The organism is Micromonospora sp. PRAS1 (assembly GCF_059553435.1).
In genome coordinates, this window is record NZ_JCANNB010000051.1 from 1 (window position 1) to 24,062 (window position 24,062).

Consider the following 24,062-nt stretch of genomic DNA (forward strand, 5'->3'; position numbering starts at 1 on the left):
TAGAAGGACCGATGTTCTAGATTGCCATGAGAGGTATGCCATGACTGCCCCCGGGCCGGAGTTCAGCACGCGTTCCTTCCCAGGCGTGCGAACTCGTCGAGGGAGATGGTCTTCTGTACCTCTTCGTTGGTTTCGATAGTGGTGATCAGGACCGATCCTGGTTTCAGGTCGGCCAGTTCAGGAAGCCGGAAGCTCACCTCGTGGGAGGTGAAGCTGTTGTTCCTGGTGACTGCGCGCATTTGGAAGCTTGTGCGCGGGTCAGGGGCCGGTGCAGGCGGGAAGCCCGTCAGCTCAACGGTGGCCGGTGAGGTCGCGTCGCGCTGCTGCACGTCGTACCGCCACTCCGGCCAATTCACCGACGGAGTCGGTGCGTCGGCCGGAGACGGCGAGGGCAAATCGTCTGCGACACGGAGACGCACGACATCCGGCTGCTGGTTCGCGCACCAGGCGAGAGCCGCGAGCGGCCGGCCGTCGGCGTCCGCGGTCAGGCCGGTGATGGCTCTGATCTCGGGTGTGCAGGAAGTCAATCCCGCCAGTACCAACAGAGCGGCGGTCAACGACGCGGTGGTCCGCTGCGCCGTCGTCAACGCGTGAACGGCCATGCTTCGACAATCGCAGCGTTGCGTCGATCTACGACCACGGTCTCGTCTCAGATCGATGACAGCTCGCGGCCGCGGGGCGCCCGCTCGGCGGCAGATGTGCGCCGGCGATCAGCCGACTTCGTGTCGATGGTCAAGCCACGCCCGTCCGCTGAGGGCTCGTCGCCGGGCCGGTAGACGAAGCCGAGCAACTGCCGGTAGAACTCCGCCAGCGCCCTCGCGTCGGTGCTGTCCAGCACCGCCGAGCACAGCTTGGGCACGCGCTGTTGGTCGGCCATCCCCGATCACCTCCGAACGCCATTCTGGCCGCACCACGGCACCGTCGTATCCGCGGCGACGCCCCGGGTCGAGTGGTTCGCACTCTTGACACCCACCGGCCTCCGGAGTGGACGATGCGGCATGCGGATTCTCGTGATCGGTGGCAGCGGCCTGATCGGCGCCAGCGTGGTGGCGGTGCTGCGCGAACACGGCCATGACGCGACCACAGTCGCCCGCACCGCCCGGGACGGTGTCGACCATCGCCTCGACGTGGAGTCCGCCTCGGTCGACGACCTGCGGCGGTTGCTCGCCGGGCGCGACGGCGTGGTGTACGCCACCCGCACCGACGAGCAACGGCCGCTGCCCAAACCGATCTATCCGACGTTCCGTCGGGACAACGTCGACCCGGTGGTACGCCTGTGCACCGCGGCCCGCCGCGAAGGTCTCACCCGGGGCGTCGTGATGGGCTCGTACTACACCTACTTCGACCGGCTCCACCCGCAGTGGCGCCTCGCCGAGCGGCACACGTACATCCGCTGCCGCCTGGAGCAGGCCCGCGAGGGGCGGGCGGCGGCCGGCCCGGACCTGCCGGTCGCCGTCCTCGAACTGCCCTTCGTCTTCGGTCGGGCCGGTGACCGGCTGCCCAACTGGGCCGGGCCGCTGGACCGGTGGGCGCGCTCGCGTACCCCGCTGGTAGCCCCGACCGGCGGGACCGCCGCGACCTCGGCGCGCAGCGTGGCCGAGATCGCGGTGGACGCCCTGGAGCGGGCCAGCGGGGCGGACATCCCGGTCGCCGACGTCAACCTCACCTGGACCGACATGCTCACCCGCGTCGCCGAGGCGGTCGGTCGCCGCCGCCGGGTCACCCGGCTGCCGGCCGCCGCGGCGCGAGCGGCCCTGCGCCTGGGCGGCGCGGCACAGGCTCTCGGTGGCAAGGAGTCCGGAATCAACCCCACCTACCTGGCCGACCTGCTCCTCGCCGACCTGTTCATTGAGCCGACGACCGGCCGCCCGCTGGACCCCGCGCTGCGCGAGACCTTCGCCGCCCCGTAGCCAGAACGGCCGTCGCCGGGGTGCCCCGACGCCCTCGACTGCGCCACTTCGGAGCCCTGTCGGCGATCAACGCTGGCTCCCGGCCCGGCTACGCGGCGGCACGAGCGCTCTCAACAGGCCCGATTCCACGTCGTACTCCAGGCCGCAGCCCCGCAGCAACGTCAGTCCGGAGCGGCACACCCGGGCGGGCCTCATCCGTACGGCGCAGGCCATGCAGCGCCGAGGCAAGCAGCTGGCGGGCGCCCTCGTCGTACGGCTCCTCCTCAACCAACCTGCCTGGTCAGGTCTCCGACGGCTTCCGGGTACCGGCCCAGCGCGATCAGGGCCCCGGCGTGGCCATCCCGTGCCGAGCGGCGCAGCGCCTCCAGCCGGGCCACCGAAAGCTCGTCAGGGGTCACCGCAACATCGAACTACCCAGACCGTCCCGTGGCCGAGCAGAGAGCCGTAGGTGTAGGAACGGCATTCGTACCAGCCGAACCGTCCGCAACATCGGCCACGAGTGGACGCTGACCTGGCGCGCGGTCTGCGGCAGAAGAGTGCATCAACCGCGGAGGGGGTGATTGTGGGAAGAAATGACGCAGGGACCGGGATGACCTCGTCACCAAAGACGGGCTTAGCCTGGTGGCATGGAACAAATCGAGTTCCGCACCATCGAGCAGGAGCTCGGCATCGGTGGGGTGTTCCCGACGCTCGTCCCGCACCTCAATGGTGTGCCTTTGCCCGACCTGTTGCGTAAGGCTGAGCTGCCCTTCGCATGCGGTGAGGGAAAACCCGACCTCGCGGGCAGCTACGTGGGTCTGCCGAAGGACGAGGTGCGCTGGCCGAGCCGGCACTACCTGGGTGACCCAGTCCTCAGCTGGTTCGGCGATGGCGACACCGTCTTACTAGGCTGCGGCTGCGGTGACTGGGGCTGCTGGCCGTTCACGGCGATCGTTCGGGTGGCTGAGGACACGGTTACCTGGTCTGGCTACCGCACGGGGCATCGCGACTGGGACTACCGCGAGCTGCGGAAGATTGCCTTCGATCGTGTCCAGTACGAAGAAGCGTTGCGCGCGACAGCTCGCTGAGCAATCAAGACCACGATCATCACTGCCGCCGCTGCGACGACGCACTCAACTCGGCATGAGCGTGTACCGCGTCAGGTCGTGGAGGCGGGTCCGGCTGAGGGAGGCTTGCACGCACAGACGGGTCCCGAACGCCTGGTTCAGGACCCGTCAAGTTCGGCTGCGCGTCAGTCGAGCGGGATGACGCCGATCAGGCCTAATCCAGGTTGAAAATCGGTTTGTGTCGACCCTGGCTCACGAACCGAATTCCAGCGGCGTGGACAGTCGGTTGCTGTCCTTAGCGGGCCGCCAGTTGCAGTTCGCCTTTGATGATGACCATGGATGTCTGGTCGACGTCGCCCCTCGGACACAAACCGAATCCCAACGGTGCGCGGCAAGGTCAACACTTGCCCGCACCGTTTGCGTTTCCGGGTTGGAGGTCAGGCTCGGCCCAAGGTTCAGGTAGGCCTCCTACAGGTTAAAGATCAAGCTAGCGGACAACTGGGTGTGGTGCGGGCGCTGGAGCTGTCTCCCGGACGCCGTGGGGGCAATGAGCCGACAATTTTCCCGGTGGAGCTGCCGGAGCCGTTCGAGGACGCGGCGTAGGTGTACGTCGAGGGCGAGGCGTTCGAGTGGACCGTTCACGTCGACATGGATGAGGAGCCGCTGTTGGCGGAGGACCTGGTGTGGGCGGGGATGCAAGCCTCTTAGGCCAGCCTCGCCGATTTCGCCGGTAACGGCGACGGCGGCCGAGGTCTCCTCCGGCGCTCACTTTATTGACCAACGTCTATTGTGATGGTTGATCTCCAGGCGCTACCCGTGATCCATTTCGTGTGGGCCGGCCACCGCTCCCACCGGGCCCGCTTTCGCGAGCGCGTCGGACGACGGATCGACACGGGATGGACGCGGCTCGCCGGACCCGTGTCCATCCCCGGCTGCGGTCAGCCGCGATAGGTGTACTCGATCAGCGAGCCGGGATTCTCCAGCTTGTCGGTCGGTGCGCCTTGCGGGTCGCGGGCGGCGCCGCCGCTGTCGGTGACGGAGTAGATCGTGGTGCCGGTGGCGTCGAACGCGATGTCGCGGTACCGGTTCACGCTCCTCCAGATCGGAACCGCCGCGCCGGTGCGTTCACCGTCGAGGCTGAGCGGCACGCGGTAGATGGTGCCGTCCTTGAGCGTTGTCATCAGCAGCGAGTTGCTCCAGCCCCGGGGTACGGCCAGGCCGAGATAGTCGAGGCTGGACGGCGCGATGCCGGGCCAGCAGATGAAGTACGCGGCCGCGCACTTCGGGTCCTGGAAGTCGTAGCCGGTCTCGACCGTGTAGTAGGTGCTCAGCGGCTCGACCAGGTCGGCCGCCCGGAAGCCGGACTCGGTGTAGCGCGGCACCGACGGCGGAGCGGGATCGGTCTGCGGGGTGGAGGCGCAGGTGGCCAGTTCGGACCAGTTCTCATAGACGTACGCCTTGTCGTCGCGGTAGCCGGAGATGTTCGGCCAGCCGTAGTTGCCGCCTGGCCGGATCAGGTTGATCTCATCGTCGCTCTTCTGGCCGTGCTCGTTGGAGTAGAGCTTGCCCCAGGCACCGAACGTGAGTCCCTGCGGGTTGCGGTGACCGTAGGACAGCACGTGGCTGCGAACCCCCTTGATCAACGGGTTGTCGGCGGGGACCGTGCCGTCGAGGTTCAACCGCAAGATCTTGCCCTGGTACGCGGTCCAGTCCCGGGTACGCACCTCCTGCGCGGTTGGGGTCCGCTGGGACAGGATCGGCTTGCAGTAGTTGGCGAATTGGTTGTGGCCGCCGTCGCCGAGCGTGTAGTACAGCTTGGCGTCCGGGCCGAACACGAGCCGGCCCGAGTTGTGGTCGTTGCTGCCGGGCAGGCCCTCAAGGAGCGTCTGCGGGGCTGTCAGCTGCTGCGTGGCCCGGTTGTAGGTGTACCGGGCGAGCCGTACCCGGCGGTCCACGTCGGCGTCGGCGTCGGCGTCGTAGGTGTACGCCAGATAGACGTACTGGTTGCCGGTGATGGTCAGCAGTTGCGGGTGCAGCGCCATGCCGAGCAGGCCGTCCTGCGTGCCCGGGGTGATCAGGACGTCGGGGAGGGTCAGCGCCGTGGTGCGGGCGCCGGTCGTCGGGGCGATCCGGACCACGCGGCCGGCGGTGCGCTCGGTCACCCAGAGCCGGTCGTCCGGGCCGTCGACGACCTCGAACGGGTTGGACAGGTCGGTGGTGACGACACGGGTGGTGAAATCCTTCGCCGTGGCCGGGGCGAGGTCCACCTCGGCCGCATAAGCGGGTGTTCCGAGGGTCGTCGCGGTCAGAGCCGCCAGGAGAGCGGTGGTGACAAGCGTGCGTGCAGCGGTGCGCATTCTGCTCCGTTTCTTGACGAACCCGCCGTGATCGGCGGGACAGCGTGAAGTCAAGAACGGTGCTGTCGACAGGGAGTCGGCGTCGCATCGACGAGGGGCGTCGCACCGACGGCGACTCGACACGACATGGCGCACCCGGTGGTCATCGCGAATCGCTATGGCCGCCAGCACCAGGCCCGCAGGCCGCCGATGGCACGGTACGGCAGGGTTGCGGGGAAGCGTTCCAAGTCGATTCCGGGTGAGTGGCGCACAATGACGATCTCGATGGGGGCAACTGCGACACCGATCAGGTTCTCGGTGCTGGGTCCGGTGCGGGCGTGGCGGGACGGCGCCGAGATCAACCTGGGGCCGCCGCAGCAGCAGTCGCTGCTCGGCCTGCTCCTCGTGCACGCCGGCGAGCCGGTCTCGGTCGGACACATCATCGACGTGCTGTGGCCGGCGGGGGCGCCGGTCACCGCGGTCAACGTCGTGCAACGCTACGTGAGCCAGATCCGCCGGTTGATCCCCGCCGAGTTGCTGGCACGCGGCACCCGTACGTATCGGCTCGCGCTGGATGCGGACGGCCTGGACCTGCTCGCCTTCCGCCGCACGACGGCCGAGGCGTCCACGCTGTCCACGATCGACCCGGACCGTGCCGCGGTGATGCTGGCGGACGCGCTGCGGCTACGCCGGGGCCCGGTCGCGGCGGGCCTGGACGAGACGGTGCGCTCCGCGCCCCCGTTCGTCCAGGTCGAGCAGGAGCTCAGCACGACGGCCGTGCACGCCGCCGCCCTCGCCGCGACACCGGAGGCCGCCCGTAAACTGCTGCCGGCGATCCGGGCGGCCGCAGCCGCCGAACCCCTGGACGAAGCGTTGCATGCGGCCCTGATCCGTCTGCTAATCCGCACCGGCAGCCCGGCCGACGCCCTGACTGAGTACGCCGCCATCCGCCGGCGACTGGCCGAGGAACTGGGCGTCGACCCCGGCCCGCAACTTGTGGCCCTGCAGCAGCAGGCGCTACGCGGCGACGCGCCCACAGCTGACGGCCTGCCCGCCGCCAGGATCGCCCGGCCCGTGCCGGTCGAGCTTCCCACCGATCTGCCGACGTTCATCGGACGCGAGAGTCAGATCGAACGGCTCACCGAGGTCCTGTGCGGCCGGCCGGGCGAGACGCGGGCGGCCCAGCTGGCCGTCATCACCGGACTGGGCGGCGTGGGTAAGACGACGCTGGCGGTGCACTGCGGGCATCGGCTTGCGGGCGACTTCCCGGACGGGCAGTTGTTCGTGTCGATGCGTGGGTTTGACCCCTCGGCCGAAGCCACACCCACCGCCGACGTGCTGCGCCGTTTCCTCGGGGCGCTCGGTGTGCCGGATCCCGACGTGCCCGCCGACTTCGAGGCACGGGTGGCGCTGTACCGGAGTCTGATCGCCGGCCGCCGGATCCTCGTGGTGCTCGACAACGTCCGCGACTCGGCCCATGTGCGGCCCCTGCTGCCAACCACGCCGGGCAGCGCCGCGATCGTCACGAGCCGCAATCCGCTCGCCGGGCTGGTGGTGCACGAGGGTGCCTTCGCCGCACCCCTGCACCTGTTGTCCGAGGACGAGGCGATGTCCTTCCTGAGCCGGCGCCTCGGCGCGGCTCGGATCGCCGGTGACGCAGAGGCGGTGCAGCGGGTGATCGAAGTGTGCGGCGGGTTGCCGCTCGCCTTGGCCATGTTCGCCGCCCGGGCCGCCGCCCATCCGCAGTTCAAGCTGCGCCACCTCGCCGAGGAGTTGGTCGCGCCGCGGGGCCGGCTGCTCGACCGGTTCGCCGGGGGGGACCACGGGCACGACCTGCGCGCTGTCTTCTCCTGGTCGTATGAGCTGTTGGGCAGCACGGCGGCCCGGCTGTTCCGGCTGTTGGCCCTGCACCCGGGGCCGGTCTTCACCGCGGCGGTCGCGGTCAGCCTGCTCGGTGAGGGGCGCCGACACGTCGGTCCACTGCTCGGCGAGCTGTCCCGGGCGAACCTGGTGACCGAGGTGGAACCCGGCCGCTTCCACGTCCACGATCTGGTGCGCGCCTACTCCGAGGAGCTGCTCGCCGAGCGCGAGACCGTGGCGGCGCGGCAGGCGGCCGAGGCACGGCTCGGCCACCACTACCTGCACAGCGTGTTGCGGGCCGCGGTGACGCTCAACCCGTTCCGCTCACCTGAGACGATCGGTGCGACGGTCGCGCCGCCCGGGGCGGAGCCCGAGGAGTTCGGCGGCTACGAACAGGCGTGGGCCTGGCTGCATCGGGAACGACCGGTTCTCCTTGCGATGACCGAGCGCGCGGTGGCGCGCGACGAGGACGCCGCCGTCGTACAGTACGCCTGGGGTCTTGGGAACTTCCTGCAACGTGAGTCCGACTGGCCGACCCTGGAACGCCTGCACCGTCTCGCGCTGCCCGCCGCCGAACGGCACGGCAGTGTTCCGCTGCTGGGCCGCGTGCACTACGCGGCGCGCCGGCGGACCTCGCCGGATCCGCCTTCGCCGACCTCGGCGATCATCGATGGCGGTCCACCACTGTCTGCAGGGTGTTGCCTGGCTGCGGCAACTGCGTGATCGACATCGTGAGGCCAGCACGTGGCGCACGATCGGTCAGGCGCACGCGGCGATGGGCAACTGGCCGCGGGCGGTCGCGGCGGACAAGCGTGCGGTCTTGCTGTACCTCCAGGTCGGCGACGGCTTCATGGCCGCGAAGACCCTCGACGAGATGGCCCGTCAGTATGTCGGCGGCGGGCGAAGGCTACTGGCCGCGAGCGCCGGGCGGGGCGCGGTCGCACTACGTACCCGGATCGGAGTTCACCCATGCCTACGCGCGGTCCCGGACGTCCGCTCGGCTGAACGACGTGTTCAGGATTCGCCAAGTGTTCTTACCGGCAGCGGTTCGTAACCTTCCGGCATGCTCGACAACGCACCAGCAACGACACTCAGCTTCAGCCTTCTGGGACCCGTGAAGGCATGGCGCGGCACCGGGGCCCACGGCGGATCACCGCGGGCCGGTGCCGAGGTGGACATCGGTTCGCCGCAGCAGCGTGCAACCCTCGCCATGCTGCTGCTGCGGGTGGGCGCGATGGTCACCCTCGACGAACTCATCAGCGGGCTGTGGGACGACGAGCCGCCCCGCTCGGCGGCCACCACCGTCCGGACCTACATCTACCGGCTGCGGCGGGTGCTCCAGAGGCAGGGCGACGGGTCGACCCGGCTGGCGTCCGGCAGCGGCGGTTACGTCCTGCACGTGCCGGAGACGGCGGTCGACGTCAACCGGTTCCGGGCGCACACCGTCCGGGCGTCCATCGCGGCCCGCCGTGGGGACCAACACACGACGGCAGTGGAACTGCGCGCCGCGCTCGCCCTGTCAGACGGCCGACCCCTCGCGGGCGTCCAGGGGCCGTATGCCCAGGGCCAGCGGGCCCGCCTGGAGCAGTGGGTCGCGACCGCACACCTCGACCTCATCGAGGCGGAGATCAACCTCGGCCGGCACCGGGAGATCCTGCCCGACCTGACCGCGATGGCCGTGGCCCACCCGCTGTGGGAGGAGGTGCAGGCGCTGTACATGACCGCCCTACACGGCACCGGCCGTACCGCCGAGGCGCTCGCGCACTACCGGCGTTCGCACCGGGCACTGGTCGATGAGCTCGGCATCGAACCGGGCACTCGGCTACGCGCTGCGATGAACTCCATCCTCTCCCCGGAACCGGCCGCGGTGCTCACCGAGCGCCGGCCGGCGCGCGTCAGCGTGCACCCACGCAGACGGCGGTCGGCCTGGGTCTCGCACCGGCGGCTGGCCCGCTGATCAACCGGCGGTTAGCCGTGACCGGCCGCGGCCGCCGGGCACAGCTCGGCCAGCAGGCCCAGCTGCTGCGGCGTGTGCGTGTAGCCGTGCAGCATCAACACCGCCCGTGGCTGGGCCTCGCCGTGCGACCACAGCTGGGTGCCGGCCCCGGCCCGGATCGAGGGATGTCGCCGGTCGTCGTCGGCCGCACCCGCGCGACGGCCTCGCCCCGGGCGAACGTCGCCGGCGCACGGCCGGTCATGACGTCGCCTCAGGGCGGGTCCAGCGGTGCTTCACGCCACGCGGGAAGAATTCCGGGTCGTCGGCCGGGCGCAGCTCCACCTGCGGTGTCTGGCACGCCGGCGGCACGTAGTGGGCGAACTCGCTGTTGAGTCGCAACAGCTCGGTGCGGATCGACACCGCCGCCAGCCTCCGCCGGTCCTCGCTGGGCTCGGCGCCGACGGCGAGTTCGACCACCACGGACAGCCGGCGGTCCTGGTCGGCGTTCTCGATCGTGCGCAGCACGAACCGGCCGGTCGTCCATCCGCTGACCGGGGGCTGTTCCAGGCCGACCGTCACGTTCTCCGGGTAGATGTTGGCGCCGAAGAACGAGACGGTGAACAGGGATCTGCCGAAGACGTAGACGAACGGGAGCGCCGGGCCGGTACCGGGATCGAAGCCGTGCGTGCGGCACAGCGACACCAGCTCGTCGTGCGCCAGCACGCCACCCTCGTCGGCGATGTGGTAGCGCACCAGCGGCACGGTGCCGTCCGCGCTGAAGGTGAGAGTGCCGTCGGGCATGCTCTCGAACCAGCGGGCCGCCGGGTCGTACTGCACCAGAGTCGGCAACCGGGAATCGCCGAACAGCGACGCCGCGACGTCGGTCCGCCGGGCGAGGAAGCGGCGTATCCGCACGCTCAGCGGCGTCTCGTTGCCCAGCACGCCGGCGTCGGCGGTGCCGTACAGCGACGCGATGCCGGTCACCGGATCCGCGATGCCGACGCGCCCGGCCACCAGGTCGCGCCACTGCTCGCTGAAGACCTCGCCGGCCAGCACCATCCTGATCCGGTACGCCGACCAGTCGACGCCGCGGGCGAGTCCCGTGTCGATAACGTTCTTGACGAACGGGGGATAGCCGAGCAGCACCGTCTGGTCGAAGAAGCCCCCCAGTTCACCAACCACCCGCAGGATCTCGGTGATGTCGTTGCCGGGGGTGGCGACCGTGACGAGATAGCCGGCCGCGGCCAACCGGCGGCAGGACGCGATCGTGTACAGGCCGCCGACCCAGTTGCCCAGCGGGAAGCAGACCACGGCGAGCGTGCTCTTCCCGGCAGCGCCGAAGGTGTCCCGGAAGACCTGTTCGAAGCGCTCGGTGACGGGTTGCTCGTCGCGTGCCGTGCGTGGCCACACGGTCGGCAGTCCGGACGACCCCGAGGACAGCGCCACGACGGTGGCCGCGTCGAGCCGGCCGCCGCGGCACCGTTCGGGAAGCGGGAAGCGCTGGTGATAGCCCGCCTTCGTCATCAGCGGGATCGCCGACGCTTCGTCGACGGCCGACGGGTCGACGCCCTCCTCCGCGAGGAACCGCCGGTAGGCGGGGACGGAGGCAACGGTGTCCCGGAACAGCGCCAGGACCGGGGTGGCCGGAGTCATCGCCGGGGCCCGGGGGTGCCGGCGGACGGTGTGCGCATGAGCATGGTTGGTCCTGTCCGAACGGGAGAGAACGGCATACGGGCGCGGGCTTCGGCCCGGACCGACGCCGCCAGCCAAAGGAACTCGGCGGTCAGCGCCGCACGTTCGGCGAGCCCGCCGAGGTCACCGCCGGTCGCCACCTCGACCAGATACCAGCCGAGCAGGACGAACAGTGCGACGGTGACCAAGGGTCCGGCCGCGACGGCGAACGGGTACGAGCGGCCCGCCGCGGCCGGCCACGAGGCCATGGCCGCGGCGGTGAGCCCGGCGAAGACGGCGTGCGCGATGGACCAGCCGCCGCCCGCCGGCAACGGGAAGGCGGCGACCATGATCAGAAAGACTCGGGCGAGGGCCAGCAGGACCCGGCCGAAGACCGCCATCGCGCTCAGCCCCAGGGCGGCGATCATGTGGAGCACGCCGGCCCCGGCGATGGCGGCGGTGGTCAGGTGCCGGTGCCGCGCGTCGAGCGCGGCCATCGCACTGACCGACCGCTCGATCCAGTCGAACGAGGCGGGCTGGGCACTCCCGCCTGTCACCACGGCCAGGCACAGCACCGGCAACGCCACCAGCGTCAGCGGCGCCAGGTATCGCTGGGCGAGTCGGAACACCGTTGCTTCCCGGTCAGGACCGTTCGGGGCTGACCGGCTGAGGGAGCCGGGCGCGGAGGTGAAGGTTGGTGGGGAAGACGCTGAACGCGGTGCGCTCACCGACCGGACCGGCGCTGGTGCTGGGCACGAGGTCGAACTCGCGGCACAGCATGGAGACCACGAGGGTGGTCTCCACCAGGGCCAGGTTGCGTCCTGGGCAGAAGCGCGGCCCGCTGCCGAACGGCATGAACGGCGCGGTGGCGCTGTCGGCGGCAGGCCCGGCGCCGAGCCAGCGTTCGGGGTGGAACCTCTCCGGTTCCGGGAACCGTGCCTGGTCGTGATGTGCCCCTCGGCTCAGCAGGACGAACACGATAGTGCCCGCGTCGATTCGCAGCGCGTGGGTACGGCCGGCGAGCACCACGTCGTGCCTCGCCTGCATCGCCAGGTACGGCGCGACGGGTCGCATCCGGATCGCCTCGCGCACCGTGGCTCCGGCGAGCTCCAGCTTGCGCAGCTCGGCCGGGGTGTGCGCGAACCGGCGGTCCCCGAGCACGGTCTCCGCCTCGGCGCGCACCCGGTGCAGCATCTGCGGGTCGTTGGCGAGGTAGTGCAACGTCCATGCCGCCGTCGCGGACGTGGTGTCTTCGCCGGCGAGCAGCATCGTCAGGACGTTGCCGACCAGTTCGGCGTGCGTCAGCTCCGGCTCGCCCTCCTCGGGTGCCGCCAGCGCCTCCAGGAAGTTGGACGGTGCCGCCCCGTCGGCGACGCGTGCCTTGGCGGCCTCGAAATGCCTGCCGATGATGTCGCTGAGCTCCCGCATCGTCTCGGCCAGTCGCCGACGGCGGGCACTCGGCAGGAACCGCCAGTAGGGAACCGGCGCGTACAGTCGCCGGCCGATCTCCGGGAACAGCTCCGGCAGCCGAGCCGACAGTCCGCCACCACGGTCCTGCACGGAGTTGAGGTCGTAGCCGACGGCCAACCCCACGGTGACGTCCAATGTGTAGCGCATCATCTCGTCGAGTACGTCGATGTGCTCACCGGTCGCGGCCGCGGCGTGCCACTTGAGCCGCAACCGCTCCGTGGAGCGGGTCAGCGTGCCGAAGTATGCGTTGAGGTGCGCAGCATTGAGGCTGCGGGTGGCGATGCTGCGCAGCCGCTGCCACTGTTCGCCCTCGGCGGTGAAGACGCCGTGAATGCCCAGCTCCCGCAGGGTCGAGGTCACCCGCCGGCTGCGGCGGAACGTCTCCGGCCGCTGCCGGAGCACCGCCTCGACGAGGAAGGGGTCGGAGGTCACGACGGCGGGTGCGGGCAGGCGCAGCCGGTATGTCGATCCGTACCGGTCGTTCCACTGCTGTAGTGCCTGGTTCGGTCCGCCGGGGCCGGCCAGGGCGAGCTTGTTGCCGACCACCGGCAGGCTCTTCGGCCCGGGAAGATCACGAAAGGTCAGAAGGTCTTGTTCCACCACCGTTCCAGCGAAACCCGCGGACATCGACGGATCGTCGACGGCGCGTGGACAGCCTCACCGGAGGGCGTCGAGTCCGTGTGCGACCGCAGCGCGGCGAAGGTGTGCCGGACCGTCTCCGCCCGCCAGCCCGGTGACGACCGCAGGCTACCGGTCACCGACACCGGCGATCCGGGACGACAGTGCTCACCCGAAGCCCACTTGTATCCATTGCGAGATCGGGCCGTGCCCGTCGATGCCGCGGCGATGCGACGTCGACGCCGGGCCGGTGTGCTCGTCGGGACAACCGAGCGAACGGAGCACCATGACTGAGCAAGACTCGACCGGCGTCGACCGGCGTCACGTCCTCGCCCTCGGCGCCGCGGCCGGCGCGTCCGTCGTGCTGGGGATCGCCGCCACCGGTCAGGCGGCGCAGGCCGGTGGCCGCGGCGGGAGGCCGCCGCTGTGCCCGCCGCCCGGCCTCGCGGGACGGGCGCTGTTACCCGGCCAGGCCGGCTACGCCGAGGAGATTGCCGGCTTCAACCTCGTCCAGATTCCGAACCCGGGTCTGGTGATCGCCGCCCAGAACGCCCGCGACGTGCAGATCGCGGTGCGGCTCGCCGCCCGCCGCCGGACGCCCATCGCCGTGCTCGCCACCGGCCACCAGCCGTCCGTGCCTATCGGCCGCGACGCCATCCTGGTCAGCACCAAGGCCATGCGCGACGTCACGGTCGACGACCGGCGCCGCACCGCCCGCGCCGAGGCCGGAGCGCTGTGGACCCACGTCTTGGAGAAGTCGCTGCCGGAGGGCCTCACCGGAATCAACGGCTCCACCCCCGATGTCGGCGTGGTCGGCTACACCCTCGGCGGCGGTCTGAGCCCCACGCTGGGCCGCCGCTTCGGCTACGCCGCCGACCACGTCCGCAGCATCGACATGGTCACTGCGGACGGCCGACTGCGCACCGTGACTGGCCGGAACGATCCGGAGTTGTTCTTCGGCGTCCGCGGTGGCAAGAGCAACTTCGGTCTGGTCACCGCTGTTGAGTTCGACCTCTTCCCGGTCTCGACGTTCTACGGGGGCGCGATCATCTTCGACGGCCGGGACGCGGCCCGGCTGCTGCACGCCTACCGCCGGTGGGTGCGCTCGGTGCCCGAGGCGATGTCGTCGTCGGTGGCGCTCATGCACATCCCGGACGCGCCGACCTCGCCGCCGCCGCTGCGCGGCAAGGCGATCGTCAGCCTGCGCATCTGCTGGACCGGACGCCGGGACACCGGCGAGGCCCTGCTCCGGCCCCTGCGCGGCATCGCGACTCCGCTGCTGGACACCGTGACCGAGCAGCCGTACTCGGCCTTCCCCGCGATCCACAGTGACCCGACCGGGCCCGTGCCCGCCTACGAACGCACCGGCCTGCTGCGAGACCTCACCGGCGACGCGGTCGAGGCGCTGGTCGCGGTGGCGGGACCGGACGCGCCGTACCCGATCACCATGGTCGAGGTCCGGCACCTCGGCGGCGCGTTGGCCCGGCCGCCGCGGCACCCTAACGCGGTCGCCCACCGCGACGCCGGTTTCACGCTGTTCGCCGCGGCTGGCGCGGGACCGGAGGAGGCGCCGGCACTGCGCGAGGCGCTGGCCCGGGTGATCCGGCGGATGCAGCCGTGGAGCACCGGTGGCAGCTATCTGAACTTCATGAGCGTGGACGAGGCTTCCGCCCGGGCGGTCTCCCACGCGTACCCGGAGCACGTCTACCGGCGGCTGCGCAAGCTCAAGCGTCGCGTCGACCCGGACAACCTGTTCCGCCTGAACCACAACATCCCGCCGGCCTGACCGGCGACCGTCGCGGCCGGGCCCGTCACCCCGTGGCCGGGCCGCGACGGCCCCGCGTGAAGGACGCATGGCACACGGAGTGAAGGTGGTAGCCATGCTTTACGGCGGGTACGGCGACGAGCACGACATCTCCCGTGCCTCGGCGGCGGCCGTCCTCGAACACCCTGGACCACGGCCGGTACGACCCGGTTGGCCTGCATGACCCAGAGCAGCTTAGTTAAAGATCACGATCAGCCGCTGCGGGCACCGGCGGCGCGGCGCTGGGCGGACGGATGACCAGCCGTCGTCGCTCTGTCGACCCGGCGTCGACTACTCGGCGTTTCGCACTTCCTAGGGCCGGCTGACCAGCAACCGGGAAAGGAAAGCGATGAAGTTACATGCAGCGCTGGCGCGAGCGCTGGCCGGTCACGGCGTCGACACCATGTTCGGGCTCATCGGTGACGCCAACATTTTCCTGGTCCACAGCTTCGTGCACGAACAGGGACAGCAGTACATCGGCGCCGTTCACGAGGCCGGCGCGATGTTCATGGGCTTCGGGTACGCGGGCGTTGCCGGCCGGCTGGCTGTCGTCACCGTCACCCACGGACCGGCGCTGACCAACACCGTCACGGGGCTGGTCGAGGCGGTCCGGGGGCAGGTGCCGCTGCTGGTGATCGCCGGGGACACCGCGACCGCAAGCCGGACCAACATCCAGGACATCGCGCATCGCGACGTCGTCGTGCCCACCGGCGCCGGCTTCGAGCAGGCGCGCAGCCCGCAGAGCACCCTCGCGGACTTGGCGGTCGCCATCCGCCGCGTGGTCCTCGAGCAGCGGCCGGTCGTGTTCAACGTCCCCGCCGACTTCATGTGGGCAGAGATCGAGTACGACGACCTGCCGCTGAACCTGCCCGAGAGCCAGACGCTCTACCCCGATCCACGTGCGGTCCGCTATGCCGCGTCGCGGATCGCCACGGCCCGGCGTCCGGTCGTGCTCGTCGGGCGCGGCGCGATCCCCGCCCGACAGTCGCTGCTGGAGTTCTCCGAGCGGATCGGCGCGCCGGTGGCGACCACGCTCAAGGCCAAGGACCTGTTCCGCGGCGAGCCGTTCGACCTGGGCATCGCCGGTGGCCTGGCCGGGGCGGTCGCCCGCGAGGTGACCGAGGACGCGGATCTGGTGATTGCCTTCGGGGCGGGGCTCAACGCGTACACCACCGGCGGCGGCGCGCTGCTGCGTGACCGCCGCGTGGTCGTCGTCGACACCTGTCCGCAGGCCGGGGCGGACGCCTTCGACGCGGAGGTCCGCGGCGACGCGGCGGTAGTGGCCGAGGCGCTGATCAGGGAGCTCGACGCCCTCGGCACGGTGCGCAGCGGGTACCGCACCGGGGCCATGGCGCAGCGGCTCGCGTACGAGCGGGACCTGTCGCCGGCGCCGGTGGTGACGGTGGCGCAGACGGTCCCGATAGAGCCGGCGCTGCGCGCGCTGGATGACATGCTGCCGGCGGCGCGCGTCTTGGTCAGTGACGGCGGCCGGTTCATGATGGAGTCGCTGCGGCACATCCACGCGGCCGGTCCGCGCGCCTTCGTCTTCCCGGAAAACTTCGGATCCATCGGCACCGGCATGGGCGCCGCCATCGGCGCGGCGGCGGTGCGCCGGCCGGACCCGGTCGTGCTGATCTGCGGCGACGGCGGTTTCATGCATGGCGGCGTCGCCGAGTTCACCACCGCGGTGCGCGAGGGCCTCGACCTCATCGTCGTGGTCTGCAACGACGGTGGATACGGCGCCGAGCACGTCCAACTGGTCGAACGCGGTCTTGACCCGGGCCTCTCACTGTTCGACTGGCCGGACCTAGCCACTCTGGCCGGTGCGCTAGGCGGTGACGGCATCACGGTACGCAGCCTCGACGATCTGCCCGACGTGGAGAAGCTGATCATCGGGCGATCCCGGCCGCTGCTCATCGATCTACGGCTGGACGTATGGGACATGACGCCGATGCCGCGCTGGCCGGCCCCATCATCGCCGATCCCGATGGCCCCCAGCAGCAACGCCGCTCGGCGCAGGCGCCGTAATCGGCAATTCTGACGGTATTCGAATTCGGAAAGGGATAACTGATGTCTCGCAAGCTCATTCGCGGTGGTCACGTGATCACGATGGATCCGGCCATCACCGACCACCTCGTCGGTGACGTGCTCATCCAGGACGGCCGCATCGCCGCGGTCGGCGCAAGCCTCGAAGCCCCCGGTGCCGAGGTCGTCGACGCCACCGGCATGGTCGTCATGCCGGGCCTGATCGACACCCACCGGCACACCTGGCAGGGCGCGTTCGCGCAGACCGCCGCCGACTGGACGCTCAACGAGTACTTCGGCGGGATCATCGGGCGCCTGTCCCCGCTGTTCACGCCGCAGGACGTCCGCGACGGCACTCACTTCGGCGCCCTCGATGCACTCGACGGTGGCGTGACCACGCTCTTCGACTGGGCGCACATCATGAACACGCCCGAGCACGCCGACGCCTCGGTCGACGCGCTGCGCGCCGCCGGCATCCGTGCCGTGTTCGGACACAGCATTCCTACAGACAACCCCATCTGGTACGTCGGAAGCGACCTGCGCCACCCCGACGACGTGCGCCGGCTGGCGTCACAGTACTTCAACTCCACCGACCAGCTGCTGACGCTGGCGCTGGCCATCCGCGGCCCGGAGATGGCCACCATCGAGGCCACCGCCGACGACCTGGCGCTCGCCCGTGACCTCGGCGTGCGCGCGTCGATGCACGTCGGCGTCGGGCTGCTCGGCGGCCAGCGGGCGATCACCCGGCTGCACGACCGGGACCTGCTCGGCCCGGACCTGATCTTCCTCCACGCCAACACCTGCACCGACGACGAGCTCAAGATGCTCGCCGGCAGCGGCGCGCACGCCTCGGTCTCCGCCCGCGTCGAGATGATGATGGGGCACGGCTTCCCAGCCACCGGGCGCCTGCTCGCGGCGGGTGTCCGTCCCGCCCTGTCGGTTGACGTCGTCGCGGGGGTGCCCAGCAACATGTTCGACGAGATGCGCGCGGTGCTCGAGGCCGAACGCCTGCGCCAGTACGACCGCATGCTCGCCCTCGGCGGCGCTCCCGACGCGGTGCCGCTGACCACTCGCCAGGCACTCGAGTTCGCCACCATCGACGGCGCCCGCACCCTCGGCCTCGATGATCGAATCGGCTCGCTCACCCCAGGTAAGCGCGCCGATGTCATTCTCGTCGACGTCGCCCGCTCACCGCTGCGGCTGTCGCAGCCCACCGAGGCAGCCGTGCTGTTCGCGGACGCCCGCGACGTGGACACCGTGCTCGTCAACGGAGAGTTCCGCAAGCGCGACGGCGTCCTGGTCGGCGTGGACGCACGCGACGTGCGTGACCGCGCCCGGGCATGCCGGGACCGGCTGCTGGCCCCAGTGGCCACGGTCGCCTGACATGCGGATCGCGATCGAAACCAGAGGAACCTCCGGAAGCCGGCCGCCGTGCCGGCCGCGAGGTTTGACACACCGCAATCCCTATAAGGGAGTTTCTCCATGTCGAGTACCACCACCGCGCCGGTCCTCACCGCATCACCGGTGAGGACTGCCCGCGGCGGGTTCTGGCCGATGGCCTACGCCTTCGCCGTCATGATGGCGTTCTCCGCCGCGCCCACGCCGCTCTACGTGCTCTACCAGCAGCGCGACGGGTTCGGGCCGTTCACCGTGGCGATCGTCTTCGCCGCCTATGCCGTCGGTGTCGTGCTCAGCGTCTACGCCGCCGGCCACGTCTCCGACTGGCTCGGCCGCCGCCGGCTGATCCGGTGGGCGCTGCTGGTCGCGATGGCCTCCGGTGTGCTGTTCCTGCTGCCCGGCCTGGCCGCGCTGCTGGCCGGCCGATTCCTGTCCGGCGTGGGTGTCGGGCTGCTGACCGCCACCGCCACCGCGTACCTGATGGAGTTGCACCTCGCGCAGCGTCCCGGGGCGAGCCGCCGCCGCGCCGACCTGGTGGCCACGGCGGCCAACATCGGCGGGATCGGGCTCGGCCCGCTGGTCGCCGGGCTGCTGGCCGAGTACGCGCCCCGGCCGCTGGCTGTGCCCTACCTGGTGTTCGAGGTGCTGCTGGCGGTCGCTGTCGCCGGCACCTTCGCCGCCCGGGAGACCGTCGAGCGCCGCGCTGTGCGGTGGCGCCCGCAGCGGATCTCGGTGCCGGCGGGCGAACGGGGCCGGTACGTGGCCGCGTGCCTGACCGCGTTCGCCTCCTTCGCCATTTTCGGCCTATTCACGTCGCTGGCACCTGGATTCCTCCATGGAATCCTCAACCAGGACTCGCACGCCGTCGCCGGGCTCGTCACGTTCTCGGTCTTCGCGGCCGGTGTCGCCGGCAACCTGGCTCTGGCGCGAGGCGCGCTCGGCGTCCAGCTTCGCGTCGCCGTACCAGTGCTGCTTCTTGGTCTCGCGATCCTGATCGCTGGCGTCTGGGCGCCCAGCTTCGCGGTGTTCCTCGCGGGCGGACTGCTCACCGGTGCCGGTGCGGGCGCGGCCTTCAAGGGCTCGGTGACGACGGCCGCCATCCTGGCCACGCCCGAGGCCCGCGGCGAGGCGCTTGCCGGACTGTTCCTGATTGGCTACCTCGGTCTCGCCGTGCCGGTGCTCGGCCTCGGGCTGGCCGCCCAGCACCTGGAGACCCGCGTCTCCGTGCTCATCTTCGCCACCATCCTGGTCGCGCTGCTCTCCAGCGCGGCGCGGCCGCTGTTCCGTACCCGCTGAAGTTCCTAGCTCTTGAAACCGGAGAAGCAATGACTGTCGACATGGCGGATCTCGCCAAGCTCACCGCCGAGGCCGTCGGGCCGGTGCTGGTCCCCGGCGACGAACGATACGCCGAGGAGGCCGCCACCTGGAACCTCGCGCTCGCCCACCGTCCGGCGGTCGCCGTCGGCGCCACCTGTGTGGCCGACGTGCAGGCCGCGGTCCGGTTCGCCGCGGCGCACCGCCTGCCGGTGGCGGTCGTGGCGACCGGGCACGGAGCCGTCGTGCCGGCGGACGGCGCGGTCCTGATCAACGTGCGCCGGATGGACGGCATCACCGTCGACGCCGGCCGGCGCACCGCCACCGTGGGCGCCGCCGTGGAGATGCAGGCCCTCATCGAGGCCGCCGCGGAGGAGGGTCTCGCTCCGCTGGCCGGTTCCTCGCCGAACGTGGGCGTGGTCGGCTACACCCTCGGCGGCGGTCTGAGCCCGATGCTGGGCCGGCTGTACGGCTACGCGGCCGATCACGTCGTCTCCGCGGAGATCGTCACCCCGGACGGTGAGCTGCGTGAGATCGACATCGACAACGAGCCCGACCTGTTCTGGGCGATCCGGGGCGGCAAGGGCAACTTTGGCGTTGTCACGTCGCTGACCGTCGGCCTGTTCCCGGTCACCGAGATCTACGGGGGCGGCATGTTCTTCGCTGGCGAGCACGCCGCGGCGGTCCTCACCGCCTATCGCGAGCTGGTCGAGGATGCGCCGGACGAGCTCACCGCCTCGTTCGCGTTCCTGCGGTTGCCGCCGTTGCCCTTTGTCCCCGAACCGCTGCGGGGCCGTTTCGCGGTGCACGTGCGGATCGCGTACGCGGGGGCGCCGGAGGAGGGCGCCAGACTTGTCGCCCCCCTCCGGGACGTCGCGCCGGTGATGATCGACGCGGTAGGCACGATGCCGTTCACCGCGGTCGCCGCCATCCACGCCGACCCGGTCGATCCGGTACCGGCGTACGAGGTCTCGGCCGAGCTGGCCGACTTCCCGGCGGAGGCGGCCGAGGCCCTGCTAGCGAGCGCCGGTCCCGATGTGGACGTGCCGATCCTGATGGTCGAGATCCGCCAGCTCGGCGGTGCCCTGGCCCGCGCGCCACGGGTTCCCAGCGCGGTCGAGCACCGCGACGCCAGGTTCAACCTGTTCGTCGCCACGGTGGGTGATCCCGGGATGTCGGAGTCGTTCCGACCGGCTCTCGAGGCCGTCGCGCGGGCGCTCGGCCCGTGGGCCAGCGGCACCAAGCTGATCAACTTCCTGACCAGCTACGACGTCACGCCGGAGACGGTCGCGGCCGCGTACCCGAAGGCGAGCTTCGAGCACCTCCAGCGGATCAAGGCGGCGTACGACCCGGCGAACATGTTCCGGATCAATCACAACATCGCGCCGGCTCGCTGACGCCCGGCCGTCGGCGGCAGCCCGCACGCGCGTGCGGGCTGCCGCCGCTCAGCTGTTGTTCGCCGGCCGGCCGACGGCCCGCAGGATGCTGGCCAGCAGGGCGGCGGTGGCGGCCGTGGGCTGCCGCTCGGACGGCATCGCCACCGCGATCGGCAGCCTGAGGTCGGCCTGCTCGACGTCGATCACCGAGATGCCCTCCTCCTCGCTGCCGAGGCGGGGGAGCAGGGACACGCCCAACCCGTTGCGGACCAGCCCGAGGGCCGTGTCCTGGTCGGCCGCCTCGAACGGCACGTTACGGACGAGGCCCGCGGCGGCGAACGCGCGGTCGGTCATGGTGCGGTTACCCCAGCCGCGCGGGAAGTCGATGAACGTCTCGTCGGCAATCTCCTCCAGGCTCACCGACGTGGCGTCGGCGAGCCGGTGCCGGCGCGCGCACACGAAACACCACGCGATGGAGCCGATCTGATGCAGGCGCACGCCCTCGGGACGGTCGATCGAGGCCACCAACGCGAGGTCCAGATCACCGGCGAGGAGGGAGTCCAGATGCCCGGCCGAGCCCCTGGGCGACGTGCGCAGCTGGAACTTCACCAGCGGATGCGTCACGTGGAAGCGGCCCAGGACCAGCGGCAGGTCGATCACCATGAGTCCGCGCGACGCCGGCTTGGCGCCGATCGAGGTGAGGGTGCCCATGCGGATGGTGCCGCGCAGGCCGCCGCGGACGTCGTCAACAGTCTCCCGGGCCCGGCGCTCGGCGCTGAGCAGTCCCCGCGCCTCGGGCAGCAACGCCATGCCGGCGTCGGTAAGCGTCACCCCGGCGGCCTCCCGCGAGAACACCGGGACCCCCAACTCCCGCTCCAGTTTCTGAATGGTGGCGGAGACGGCGGACTGGGCCACGCGGACTCGGCGGGCGCCCTTGGTGAAGCTTCCCTCCTCGGCGACCGCGACGAAGTACTCAAGCTGTCGGAGTTCCACCGCACCACTATGTCCGATCGACATCGACTCCGGGTCGACGCCGGTGCGCCGTCGATCGCCGCGCCGGTATGATCAGCTGCGCGTCTGACACGACGACTCATTCGGCGGTGAGTTTCCCCCGCTTTGATGCAGCGGTGGTTACCTGCTGCCGGCTGGCGCAGGGCGGCGATAGGTGACTCAGCCAGGTCGTTCTGGTGGGTGTGCCAGGCGGCCTCGTACTCGTTCGGGCTGAGGTAGCCCAGTTCCTCTTGGATGCGGCGGGTGTTGTACCAGCCGTCTATGTAGGCGAAGATCGCGTTCTCGGCCTCGTCGCGGGTCCGCCAGGATGTGCGGTAGACGAGTTCGATCTTCAGCGTGGACCAGAAGTTCTCCATCAGCGCGTTGTCGTAGGAGTCGCCGACGGAGCCCATCGAGGGCCGGATCCCGTTGTCCTGTAGGCGTTCGGTGAAGCGGAAGGACGTGTAGTTCGATCCCCTGTCCGAGTGGTGGATCAGTTGGCCGTCGCGGACGTCGCGGGACCAGATGCCGTATTCGAAAGCGGCGAGTATCAGGTCGGTGTCGCAGCGGTCGGAGGTCTTCCACCCGACGATCCGTCTTGAGAAGGCGTCGCGGACCGCGGCGAACCAGAACACGCCCTGCCCGCAGGGGATGCGGCTGGCGTCGGCGACCCAGAGCCGGTTCGGCCCGTCGGCGGTGAACTGCCGCCCGACCAGATCCGGCGCCGGGATGTGCCGGGGGTCCTGCTTCGTGGAGCCGCCGCGCCAGCCTCGCCGCAGGAACGCACCCTGCCAGCCCTGCTGCGCCATCAGCCGCTCGACGCGCTTGCGGCCCACGCGGATACCGTCGCGGCGTAGCTGTCGGTGGACCCGGTCCGCGCCGTAGGTGTGCCCCGAGGTCTCCCAGATCTCGTGGATGTTGGTGATCAGCCCCAGATCGACCACGTCGCGGTCGCAGGGCTGTTCGGCCTGCCGGATCCACGCGTAGTAGGCCGAGGCGCCGATGTTGAGGACCCGTAGCAGGAGCGCGACTGCGAACTGGTCACGGTGTTCACCGACGAACGTCATGACCGTCGCCGGGTCGGGTCGAGCTCCGCCGCGAAATACGCGCTCGCGGCCTTCAGGATCTCGTTCGCCCGCCGCAGCTCAGCGACTTCCTTGCGCAGCCGGCGGTTCTCCTCGGCCATCTCGCTGGTCGGCCGGTCGTGACGCTCACCCTCGTCGGCCTCGGCTTGGCGGATCCAGTTCCGCAACGCCTCGTGATGCACGCCAAGCTGCTCGGTCAGACGTCGGATCACCGGCTTCGGGTCCGACTCGCGGTACAGGCGCACAGCGCGCTGACGTAGCTCGTCGGGGTACTTCTTCGGTGGTGCCACGGACAACTTCCTCCCCACGGCCATCAGACCATGATCAAGAAGCTCCATGAAAGCGGGCCTGGCTCAGGTGAACGCGAGCATGTAGATCAGCCAGCCAGGGCCGCCGGTGATCGGGCTGATCAGGGCGTAGTCTCGACTGCGCCGTGTGGGGCAGACGGGCCGGCATGGCCCGCGCCGCCGGCCGCTGCCTGCGCAGCACGCTCGATCTTCGCGCGGTGTGTCGCGCGGGCCGTCGTGTCGATCTCTTCCTCGTATTCAGCCCTCAGCCCGGTCCGGCCGTCGAGCTGTTCACGCAGGATGTCAGCGTGGCCGGCATGCCGGGTGGTCTCCTGGAGGATGTGGATCATGATGTTGAGCAGCTTCACGTCAGGGTGTGACCACCATGGCACGTGGCCAGGCGCGTCGATGGGAAGCTCGTTGATCGTCGCGTCCGTATGCTTCCAGGCACGCTGGTAGAAGTCGATGATCTGTTCGCGGGTCTCGTCCGGGCTCACCCACAGGTCGCTGCCGTCCGCGTCCTGCCATCGCCCCAGCAGCTCCGGGGATGGGCGACCGAAGACCTCACCGAAATACCAGGCCTCCAAGGTCGCCATATGCTTCACCAGGCCGAGGAGATTGGTCCCCGTCGCCGTCAGGGGACGCCGGATGTCGTACTCGGACAGGCCATTGAGCTTCCAGACCAGCGCCTCACGGATCACCTTCAACCGGTCGTGCAGAAAGTCCTTCGCGAAATCATCGATCATGGCGACGAGCTTGCCACGCGGCAACACCAGGAGCCTCAACAGTCCGTCGGCCTGGTCGGCCGGCTCACCCGGCGTACCGACGACGTCGACCGGGTGATCGACGTCGTCGACCGCACCGACCGCGCGGGCCGCACCCCTGATCACCAGCCTCATCATCCCGGTCGTGGTCAGCGCGTTCTTCGTGCGTCAG

At 70.4% G+C, this 24,062-nt stretch carries 19 protein-coding genes and 1 pseudogene; 9 read left to right on the forward strand and 11 right to left on the reverse strand.

What is annotated here, in order from left to right:
- Nucleotides 1–62: 62 nt before the first annotated feature.
- Both AC507J_RS29720 and AC507J_RS29725 read right to left on the reverse strand, forming a co-directional pair.
- Complete coding sequence (locus AC507J_RS29720; RefSeq protein ID WP_496293404.1) at nucleotides 63–602, reverse strand: hypothetical protein; 540 nt, start codon at nucleotides 600–602, stop codon at nucleotides 63–65.
- 47 nt (nucleotides 603–649) lie between these two features.
- Nucleotides 650–877 (reverse strand): VOC family protein, encoded by a 228-nt coding sequence (locus tag AC507J_RS29725; RefSeq protein ID WP_496293406.1) that lies wholly within the window; start codon nucleotides 875–877, stop codon nucleotides 650–652.
- A 121-nt stretch (nucleotides 878–998) separates the two neighbouring features.
- Here AC507J_RS29725 and AC507J_RS29730 point away from each other — a divergent pair, with 121 nt between their 5' ends.
- Entirely contained in the window at nucleotides 999–1,910 is a 912-nt protein-coding gene (locus AC507J_RS29730) for an NAD-dependent epimerase/dehydratase family protein (protein WP_496293408.1), read from the forward strand.
- A gap of 263 nt (nucleotides 1,911–2,173) precedes the next feature.
- Here AC507J_RS29730 and AC507J_RS29735 read toward each other — a convergent pair whose 3' ends face one another.
- Nucleotides 2,174–2,308, reverse strand: a complete 135-nt coding sequence (locus AC507J_RS29735; RefSeq protein ID WP_496293410.1) for a hypothetical protein — start codon at nucleotides 2,306–2,308, stop codon at nucleotides 2,174–2,176.
- A 228-nt stretch (nucleotides 2,309–2,536) separates the two neighbouring features.
- Here AC507J_RS29735 and AC507J_RS29740 point away from each other — a divergent pair, with 228 nt between their 5' ends.
- Complete coding sequence (locus AC507J_RS29740; RefSeq protein WP_496293412.1) at nucleotides 2,537–2,977, forward strand: hypothetical protein; 441 nt, start codon at nucleotides 2,537–2,539, stop codon at nucleotides 2,975–2,977.
- A gap of 917 nt (nucleotides 2,978–3,894) precedes the next feature.
- On the opposite strand, the gene AC507J_RS29745 is transcribed toward AC507J_RS29740, so the two are convergent.
- A complete protein-coding gene (locus AC507J_RS29745) occupies nucleotides 3,895–5,313 on the reverse strand; it encodes a glucose/sorbosone family PQQ-dependent dehydrogenase (protein WP_496293414.1) in 1,419 nt (472 codons plus the stop codon).
- A gap of 264 nt (nucleotides 5,314–5,577) precedes the next feature.
- Here AC507J_RS29745 and AC507J_RS29750 point away from each other — a divergent pair, with 264 nt between their 5' ends.
- Complete coding sequence (locus AC507J_RS29750) at nucleotides 5,578–7,875, forward strand: AfsR/SARP family transcriptional regulator (protein WP_496293416.1); 2,298 nt, start codon at nucleotides 5,578–5,580, stop codon at nucleotides 7,873–7,875.
- Between the two features lie 340 nt (nucleotides 7,876–8,215).
- A complete protein-coding gene (locus AC507J_RS29755) occupies nucleotides 8,216–9,109 on the forward strand; it encodes an AfsR/SARP family transcriptional regulator (RefSeq protein WP_496293418.1) in 894 nt (297 codons plus the stop codon).
- 237 nt (nucleotides 9,110–9,346) lie between these two features.
- Here the strand turns inward: AC507J_RS29755 and AC507J_RS29760 are convergent, their stop codons facing one another.
- Genes AC507J_RS29760 through AC507J_RS29770 form a run of 3 tightly spaced genes read right to left on the reverse strand, consistent with a single transcriptional unit; the run spans nucleotide 9,347 to nucleotide 12,829 of the window.
- A complete protein-coding gene (locus tag AC507J_RS29760) occupies nucleotides 9,347–10,741 on the reverse strand; it encodes a phenylacetate--CoA ligase family protein (protein WP_496293420.1) in 1,395 nt (464 codons plus the stop codon).
- Entirely contained in the window at nucleotides 10,738–11,388 is a 651-nt protein-coding gene (locus AC507J_RS29765; protein WP_496293422.1) for a DUF998 domain-containing protein, read from the reverse strand. The genes AC507J_RS29760 and AC507J_RS29765 overlap by 4 nt, the downstream gene beginning before the upstream one ends.
- 13 nt (nucleotides 11,389–11,401) lie before the next feature.
- On the reverse strand, nucleotides 11,402–12,829 hold the full coding sequence (locus tag AC507J_RS29770) for a cytochrome P450 (protein ID WP_496293424.1): 1,428 nt from the start codon (nucleotides 12,827–12,829) through the stop codon (nucleotides 11,402–11,404).
- Nucleotides 12,830–13,133: 304 nt separating this feature from the next.
- Between AC507J_RS29770 and AC507J_RS29775 the strand changes: the two genes are divergently transcribed.
- The 5 genes from AC507J_RS29775 to AC507J_RS29795 all read left to right on the forward strand — a co-directional run bounded on the left by AC507J_RS29775 (nucleotide 13,134) and on the right by AC507J_RS29795 (nucleotide 20,785).
- Complete coding sequence (locus tag AC507J_RS29775; RefSeq protein WP_496293426.1) at nucleotides 13,134–14,633, forward strand: FAD-binding oxidoreductase; 1,500 nt, start codon at nucleotides 13,134–13,136, stop codon at nucleotides 14,631–14,633.
- A 367-nt stretch (nucleotides 14,634–15,000) separates the two neighbouring features.
- Nucleotides 15,001–16,692, forward strand: a complete 1,692-nt coding sequence (locus AC507J_RS29780) for a thiamine pyrophosphate-binding protein (protein ID WP_496293428.1) — start codon at nucleotides 15,001–15,003, stop codon at nucleotides 16,690–16,692.
- 29 nt (nucleotides 16,693–16,721) lie between these two features.
- Nucleotides 16,722–18,059: an amidohydrolase family protein gene (locus AC507J_RS29785; protein ID WP_496293430.1), complete on the forward strand. Its 1,338-nt coding sequence runs from the start codon at nucleotides 16,722–16,724 to the stop codon at nucleotides 18,057–18,059.
- A 99-nt stretch (nucleotides 18,060–18,158) separates the two neighbouring features.
- Nucleotides 18,159–19,370, forward strand: a complete 1,212-nt coding sequence (locus AC507J_RS29790) for an MFS transporter (protein ID WP_496293432.1) — start codon at nucleotides 18,159–18,161, stop codon at nucleotides 19,368–19,370.
- A gap of 29 nt (nucleotides 19,371–19,399) precedes the next feature.
- Complete coding sequence (locus tag AC507J_RS29795) at nucleotides 19,400–20,785, forward strand: FAD-binding oxidoreductase (RefSeq protein WP_496293434.1); 1,386 nt, start codon at nucleotides 19,400–19,402, stop codon at nucleotides 20,783–20,785.
- Nucleotides 20,786–20,833: 48 nt separating this feature from the next.
- Here the strand turns inward: AC507J_RS29795 and AC507J_RS29800 are convergent, their stop codons facing one another.
- The 4 genes and pseudogenes from AC507J_RS29800 to AC507J_RS29815 all read right to left on the reverse strand — a co-directional run bounded on the left by AC507J_RS29800 (nucleotide 20,834) and on the right by AC507J_RS29815 (nucleotide 23,872).
- Nucleotides 20,834–21,781: a LysR family transcriptional regulator gene (locus tag AC507J_RS29800; RefSeq protein ID WP_496293436.1), complete on the reverse strand. Its 948-nt coding sequence runs from the start codon at nucleotides 21,779–21,781 to the stop codon at nucleotides 20,834–20,836.
- A gap of 200 nt (nucleotides 21,782–21,981) precedes the next feature.
- A pseudogene (locus AC507J_RS29805) lies at nucleotides 21,982–22,821 on the reverse strand (IS3 family transposase); the annotation flags it as partial.
- The gene (locus AC507J_RS29810) at nucleotides 22,818–23,153 is read right to left on the reverse strand and encodes a transposase (protein WP_496293438.1); all 336 of its coding nucleotides are present in this window, start codon (nucleotides 23,151–23,153) and stop codon (nucleotides 22,818–22,820) included. The gene AC507J_RS29810 and the pseudogene AC507J_RS29805, both read right to left, overlap by 4 nt.
- 95 nt (nucleotides 23,154–23,248) lie before the next feature.
- Nucleotides 23,249–23,872 (reverse strand): DinB family protein, encoded by a 624-nt coding sequence (locus AC507J_RS29815; protein ID WP_496293466.1) that lies wholly within the window; start codon nucleotides 23,870–23,872, stop codon nucleotides 23,249–23,251.
- Between the last annotated feature and the right edge of the window lie 190 nt (nucleotides 23,873–24,062).

What these genes read in the sequence shown, in the direction of transcription:
- AC507J_RS29720 (WP_496293404.1), bottom strand. Translation starts at nt 602, where the DNA reads ATGGCCGTTCACGCGTTGACGACGGCGCAGCGGACCACCGCGTCGTTG.
- AC507J_RS29725 (WP_496293406.1), bottom strand. Translation starts at nt 877, where the DNA reads ATGGCCGACCAACAGCGCGTGCCCAAGCTGTGCTCGGCGGTGCTGGAC.
- AC507J_RS29730 (WP_496293408.1), top strand. Translation starts at nt 999, where the DNA reads ATGCGGATTCTCGTGATCGGTGGCAGCGGCCTGATCGGCGCCAGCGTG.
- AC507J_RS29740 (WP_496293412.1), top strand. Translation starts at nt 2,537, where the DNA reads ATGGAACAAATCGAGTTCCGCACCATCGAGCAGGAGCTCGGCATCGGT.
- AC507J_RS29745 (WP_496293414.1), bottom strand. Translation starts at nt 5,313, where the DNA reads ATGCGCACCGCTGCACGCACGCTTGTCACCACCGCTCTCCTGGCGGCT.
- AC507J_RS29750 (WP_496293416.1), top strand. Translation starts at nt 5,578, where the DNA reads ATGGGGGCAACTGCGACACCGATCAGGTTCTCGGTGCTGGGTCCGGTG.
- AC507J_RS29755 (WP_496293418.1), top strand. Translation starts at nt 8,216, where the DNA reads ATGCTCGACAACGCACCAGCAACGACACTCAGCTTCAGCCTTCTGGGA.
- AC507J_RS29760 (WP_496293420.1), bottom strand. Translation starts at nt 10,741, where the DNA reads ATGACTCCGGCCACCCCGGTCCTGGCGCTGTTCCGGGACACCGTTGCC.
- AC507J_RS29775 (WP_496293426.1), top strand. Translation starts at nt 13,134, where the DNA reads ATGACTGAGCAAGACTCGACCGGCGTCGACCGGCGTCACGTCCTCGCC.
- AC507J_RS29780 (WP_496293428.1), top strand. Translation starts at nt 15,001, where the DNA reads ATGAAGTTACATGCAGCGCTGGCGCGAGCGCTGGCCGGTCACGGCGTC.
- AC507J_RS29785 (WP_496293430.1), top strand. Translation starts at nt 16,722, where the DNA reads ATGTCTCGCAAGCTCATTCGCGGTGGTCACGTGATCACGATGGATCCG.
- AC507J_RS29790 (WP_496293432.1), top strand. Translation starts at nt 18,159, where the DNA reads ATGTCGAGTACCACCACCGCGCCGGTCCTCACCGCATCACCGGTGAGG.
- AC507J_RS29795 (WP_496293434.1), top strand. Translation starts at nt 19,400, where the DNA reads ATGACTGTCGACATGGCGGATCTCGCCAAGCTCACCGCCGAGGCCGTC.
- AC507J_RS29800 (WP_496293436.1), bottom strand. Translation starts at nt 21,781, where the DNA reads ATGTCGATCGGACATAGTGGTGCGGTGGAACTCCGACAGCTTGAGTAC.
- AC507J_RS29810 (WP_496293438.1), bottom strand. Translation starts at nt 23,153, where the DNA reads ATGGCCGTGGGGAGGAAGTTGTCCGTGGCACCACCGAAGAAGTACCCC.
- AC507J_RS29815 (WP_496293466.1), bottom strand. Translation starts at nt 23,872, where the DNA reads ATGATCGATGATTTCGCGAAGGACTTTCTGCACGACCGGTTGAAGGTG.